The organism is Acidimicrobiales bacterium (assembly GCA_036273495.1).
GTDB lineage: Bacteria > Actinomycetota > Acidimicrobiia > Acidimicrobiales > JAJPHE01 > DASSEU01.
Window position 1 is genome coordinate 1 of the sequence record DASUHN010000051.1, and the last position, 5,478, is coordinate 5,478.

At 72.7% G+C, this 5,478-nt stretch carries 5 protein-coding genes; all 5 read left to right on the plus strand.

The genetic code is table 11. The features are described 5' to 3' along the window. The coding region (locus VFW24_01995) for an ABC transporter substrate-binding protein (protein ID HEX5265519.1) at positions 1 to 1,111 on the plus strand (1,111 nt) is incomplete at its 5' end. Positions 1,112 to 1,145: 34 nt separating this feature from the next. Beyond that, the gene (locus VFW24_02000; protein HEX5265520.1) at positions 1,146 to 3,104 is read left to right on the plus strand and encodes an ABC transporter permease; all 1,959 of its coding nucleotides are present in this window, start codon (positions 1,146 to 1,148) and stop codon (positions 3,102 to 3,104) included. After that, positions 3,097 to 3,855 carry an ABC transporter ATP-binding protein gene (locus VFW24_02005; GenBank protein HEX5265521.1) on the plus strand — a complete coding sequence of 253 codons (759 nt, stop codon included), beginning with the start codon at positions 3,097 to 3,099 and terminating at the stop codon, positions 3,853 to 3,855. Before VFW24_02000 ends, VFW24_02005 begins: the two co-directional genes overlap by 8 nt. After that, positions 3,845 to 4,561: an ABC transporter ATP-binding protein gene (locus VFW24_02010; GenBank protein HEX5265522.1), complete on the plus strand. Its 717-nt coding sequence runs from the start codon at positions 3,845 to 3,847 to the stop codon at positions 4,559 to 4,561. The genes VFW24_02005 and VFW24_02010 overlap by 11 nt, the downstream gene beginning before the upstream one ends. Before the next feature lie 39 nt (positions 4,562 to 4,600). Continuing rightward, the coding region (locus tag VFW24_02015) for a hypothetical protein (GenBank protein ID HEX5265523.1) at positions 4,601 to 5,478 on the plus strand (878 nt) is incomplete at its 3' end.

The following is a 5,478-nucleotide window of genomic DNA, read 5'->3' on the forward strand; positions in this document are numbered from 1 at the left end:
CAACGTCAGTGGGCTCACCGGGATCCTGGCCAACCACTTCAACCCGGGGCCCGAGGCGGTGCAGGCCCTCTTCAGCGCCACCACCGCCGCCGGGGGGATCTGCGGGCGCCAGCTCAAGCTGCTGGTCGAGGACGACGGTCAGGACGCGGGCAAGAACGCCGCCGACGTCGCCGACGAGATCCCCAAGGTCCTCGGCTTCGTCGGGTCGACGTCCGACGCGGACAACGGCGGGGTGCAGGAGATGGTGAACGCCAACGTCCCCGACCTGGGCGTGGCCATCAACGGCAACCGGGGCAGCTCGTCGGTGTACTGGTCGACCAACGGCGCCACCCAGTACGTGGTCAACGGCCATCCCGAGATCTACGACAGCTACATCAACGGGCTCAAGGGGGCCGGCAACTTCCCGTCCAAGATCGCCACCCTGGCCTACAGCATCGCCATCAGCGCCCAGGCCGGCCAGGAGTTCCACAACGAGTTCGTCCACGACGGCTCGCAGAACTGCTTCACCGACTTCAGCGTCTCCCCGGCCACGGCATCGCTGGACCAGGACGTGCTGGAGATGAAGTCGAAGGGCTGCAACGGCGTGTTCACGACCATGGACGTCACCGGCACCGCCAAGCTCCTGGCGGCCATGGCCCGCCAGAACTTCCACCCGGTGTTCAAGGGCACCACCTTCGACGGCTACACCCAGTCCCAGATCGACGTGGCCAACACCGACTCCCCGGGCTCGGCCGACGGGCTGGAGGCGGCCCTCCCGTTCCTGCCCCTCTCCGACGGGAACCCGATCGTCAATCTCTACCTGTCCGAGCTGCGGACCTACGAGCCCGGCAAGCAGCCGAGCGGCTTCGGGCTCGAGTCGTGGGCTACGGCCGAGATGTTCCTCTACGCCCTCCTGAAGGCGGGCCGCAACCCGACCCGGGCGTCGCTGACCCAGGCCCTCCAGGCTATCGACTCGTGGAACACCGGAGGGGCCACCGCCCCGATCACGCCCCGGCTGCGCCAGCCGGCCGGACCGTGCACGATGGACGTGGTCGTGAGAGGGAACAGCTTCACCCGGAAGTGGCCGCCCAACGGGTTCTTCTGCACGGGAAAACTGGTGCCGGTCGGGTGACGACGCCGGCCGAGCACCGGGTGGGGAACGGCTGATGTCGTGGTGGCCGTCGGTCGTCGTGGGCCTGTTTGCCGGCAGCGTGTACGGGCTGGCGGCCATGGGGCTGACCCTCACCTACATGACGTCGGGGATCTTCAATTTCGCCTACGGCGCCGTGGCGATGTTCACGGCCTTCACCTTCTGGCAGTTCCGCGACGGGTGGCACCTGACCCAGTGGGTGGCGCTGCCCGTCGTGCTTCTCGTCGTCGCCCCCGCCCTCGGCCTGGTGTGCGAGCGCCTGTTCCGGCCGGTGGTGGCGCTGTCGGCCGAGATCCAGATCGTCATCGCCCTGGCCGTCACCGCTTTCCTGCAGGCGGTCGTCCCGCTGATCTACGGCAGCCAGGACCGGGGGCTGACCCCGCTGTTCTCCCGGTCGACGTTCTCCCTGGCGCACACGCTGTATGTCAGCTGGTCCCAGCTGTTCAACTTCCTTCTGACGGTCGGCCTCGGGGTCGCGGTCACCCTGCTGCTGCGGCGCACCCGGCTGGGCCTGGCCACCCAGGCGGTGGTGGACAACCGTGACCTGGCCGAGCTGAACGGGGTCAGCGCCGACTCGGTGTCAGGAGCGGCGTGGATCGTCTCGTCGGTCTTCGCCGGCCTGGTGGGCATCCTGCTCAGCGCCACCCAGGGCCTCGACACCTACACCCTGGTGCTGCTGGTGTTCTACGCCTTCGCCCCGGCCGTGCTGGGGCGGCTGGTCAGCCTGCCCATCGCCTTCGGCGGGGCCCTGGCACTCGGGGTGGCCCAGGCGTTCCTCCAGAAGTACGGGAGCTCGGGGACGCTGGCGCAGCTCGAGGCGTCGTTGCCCTACCTGGCGCTGTTTGCCGTGCTGCTGCTGTACGGCGGCCGGCTGAAGGAGGTGCGCTCGTCGTTCCGGACGATCACCGGCGCCGCCCCGACCGGCTACCGCCGGGCGGCGCTCAACGGGGTGCTGCTGGTCGCGGTCATGGTCGTCCTGCCGTTCGTGACGAGCACCTCGACGCTGCGCGACGTGAGCTCGGGGATGATCTACGCGGCGATCGCCCTCACCCTCGTCGTGCTGACGGGGTGGGCGGGACAGATCTCTCTGGCCCAGTTCACGTTCGTGGGGATCGGCGCCTTCACCGTCGGTCACCTGAGCGGGACCCACGGCTCGGGCTTCCTGTGGGCGGCGGTCCTCGGCGCCCTGATCGCCCTGCCTCTCGGCCTGCTCATCGGGCTGCCGTCGCTGCGGCTGTCGGGCCTATTCCTGGCCCTGGCCACCATGGCCTTTGCCCTGATCTTCGACAACATGGTGTTCCCCCGGAACTCGATCGGCGGGGGATACACGGGCATCTCGGTGTCTCGGCCCCGGATCTTCGGCGTCGACTTGACCTCCGAGCGCAGCTTCTACGTTCTGGCCGCCACCCTCCTGGCGGTCTACGCCCTCGGGGCCGCGCTCCTGCGCCGGGGGCCGGTGGGCCGCCGCCTGCAGATGATCCGCGACGCCCCCCTCGGGGCGTCGACCTTCGGGGTCAACCTGACCGTCACCAAGCTGGCCGTGTTCGCGGCGTGCGGGGCGGCCGCCGCCTTTGCCGGTGCCTTCTACGGCGCCCTCCGGCTGTCGATCGACCCGAACACGTTCTCGTTCGGCGCCTCGCTGGAGCTGCTGCTCCTGGTCGTCCTGGGAGGGCGCTCCCTGGTCGGGGGGGCGCTGATCGCCGGGGCCGTCTCCACCTTCCAGCTGCTGCCCCTGTCGGCGTCGATCAACCGGTACATCCCGATGGCGGTGGCGGTGGGGGCCGTGTACCTGTCGCAGTACCCCGACGGACCGGTGTCGGTGGCGGCGGCGCGATGGCGCCACTACTCCGCCGTGCTCCGCCAGCGGCCGATGCGCGACGACGCCTCCACCCCGGCCGAACCGGTTGCGGCGGGGACCCGCCGGGACGCCCGCGCCCGCCCGCCCGCCGCCCGACCGGCGCCCGCCGATGCCTGACCGCCCGCTGATCGCCGCCAGCGGGGTCACCGTGCGCTTCGGCGGGGTGACGGCGCTGGCCGGCGTGGACCTCGCCGTGGAACGGGGCGGCATCACCGGTCTCATCGGGCCCAACGGGGCCGGGAAGACCACCCTGTTCAACGTCGTCACCGGGGTGGTCGAGCCGGAAGCGGGGGCCGTCAGCCTGGACGGGACCGACATCACCGCCTGGGCCGCCCACCGGCGGGGCCGGGCCGGCGTGAGCCGGACCTTCCAGCGCCTCGAGCTGTTCACCGGGCTCACCGTGCACGACAACCTGCTGGCCGCCTGGGAGGCGTCGGTCCCCGGGGCCGTGCTGGGGCGGCGCCGGCGCGACGGGCGGCGGATCGTGGCCGAGATCCTCGCCGACCTCGACCTCGAGGCGGTGGCCGACCGCCTAGCGGGCACCCTGCCGACGGGCCTGGGCCGGCTGGTCGAGCTCGCCCGCGCCCTGGTCGTGCAGCCCCGGGTCCTGCTGCTCGACGAGCCCAGCTCGGGCCTCGACCCCGGGGAGACGGCGCACTTCCGCGACGTGTTGCGCCGGGTCGTCGGCCGCAGCGATGGGGAGCCCGCCGTTCTTCTCGTCGAGCACGACGTGGCGCTGGTGATGGAGCTGTGCGACCGCATCACCGTCCTCGACTTCGGCAACGTGATCGCCGTCGGGCGCCCGGACGAGGTTCGCTCCGACCAGCGGGTCATCGCCGCCTATCTGGGGGAGAGCGATGTCGCCTGACGGCCACGGCCGCGCCCTGCTCGAGGTCACCGACCTCCACGTCCACTACGGAGGCCTGCGCGCCCTGTCCGGGGTGTCGCTGGTCGTTCCGGCGGGGACCGTCGTGGCCCTGCTCGGTGCCAACGGGGCGGGGAAGACGACGATCCTGCGGGCCATCTCGGGGCTGGTGCGCCCGGCGGCGGGGTCGGTGTGGTTCGACGGGGCCCGTGTCGACGGGCGCCGGGCCAGCCACATCGCCCGCATGGGACTGGTGCACGTGCCCGAGGGCCGGGGCATCTTCCCGAGCCTGACCGTGCGCGCCAACCTGCGGATGGCGGTGCGGGGCGCCGAGGAGGAAGAGCGGATCGAGGCGGCGGTGGGGCGCTTTCCCGCTCTGGGGTCGCGCCTCGAGCAGCTGGCCGGCACCCTGTCGGGCGGCGAGCAGCAGATGCTGGCGCTGGCCCGGGCCCTCACGGCGCGGCCCCGCCTGCTTCTGCTCGACGAGATCTCCATGGGGCTCGCGCCCCGGATCGTGGCCGATCTGTTCCAGGAGGTCCGCGCCCTGGCGGCGGCGGGAGTGACGATCCTGCTCGTCGAGCAGTACGTGAACACCGCCCTCGAGATGGCCGATTACGCCTACCTGCTCGACAAGGGACGGCTGGTCGACGTCGGAGAGCCCGCTGACCTGCAGGCGGCCGGGGTCGTCTCGTCATATCTCGGAGGATGACGTGGGGCGCATGAGGCGGGCGGGGCGATGAGGCGGGCCGTGGTCCGAACGGTCCTGCTGCTGGGCGCGGCGGCCGCCCCCCCGCTCCTCTCCGGGGGAGCGCGAGCCGCGGCCCCCCCGGCGGCCACGTGCCCCCCGGCGGGGACGCCGGCGGCGGGGAGCCAGGCCGGCGGGACCCAGGTGGCGGGCTACGACCTGACCGCGCAGGCGACCGGGGCGCGCTACGACCTGGCCAGCCCCGGCCTGCTGCCCGTGGGGGACCCCCACGAGGGGACGGTCATGGAGCTCGACGTCCCCCTGGCCCGGGGGACCGTGTCGGAGGGGCCGGTGATCGACAGCCTCGGCTCCCCCGCCTACCCAGGGGACACCGCCGCCCACCTCGGGACGGCCGTGGCCACCTTCGGGGGACCGGCGCTTCCCAACGACCCCGCCGTGGCGGAGGCCACGTATCCGCCTTCGCCGGGCCACGGCGGCAGCGAGCAGTTCGGGCCGTCAGGGGGCGGGGCCGGCGCCGGGGCCGCGACCGCCACTGCCGGGCCGGACGGGGCCACGGCCCAGTCGACGGCGGCGTCGACGTCGTTCTCCCCCTCCGGCTCCACGCCGGCCGTGGCGGCGGACTCCTCCACCACCACCACGCACCTCGACGTGGGAACCGAGTGCGTGTCGGCGGCGGCCACGGCCAGCTCCGGCGCCGTCGACCTGGCGGGGGGGCTGATCCACATCGCCGGCGTCAGCGGGACGGCCGCGGCCCGCTCCGACGGCACCAAGGGCGTGCCCGACGCCCATCTGGCCGTCGGCAAGGTCACCGTCGGCGGGCTGGCGGCGTTCATCGACCACGACGGCATCCACCTGGCCGGCCAGCAGGCGGTGGGCTACGGCGTGGTCGCCCAGGTGCAGGCGACCCTCAACAACGCCCT

What these genes read in the sequence shown, in the direction of transcription:
- VFW24_02000 (HEX5265520.1), top strand. Translation starts at nt 1,146, where the DNA reads ATGTCGTGGTGGCCGTCGGTCGTCGTGGGCCTGTTTGCCGGCAGCGTG.
- VFW24_02005 (HEX5265521.1), top strand. Translation starts at nt 3,097, where the DNA reads ATGCCTGACCGCCCGCTGATCGCCGCCAGCGGGGTCACCGTGCGCTTC.
- VFW24_02010 (HEX5265522.1), top strand. Translation starts at nt 3,845, where the DNA reads ATGTCGCCTGACGGCCACGGCCGCGCCCTGCTCGAGGTCACCGACCTC.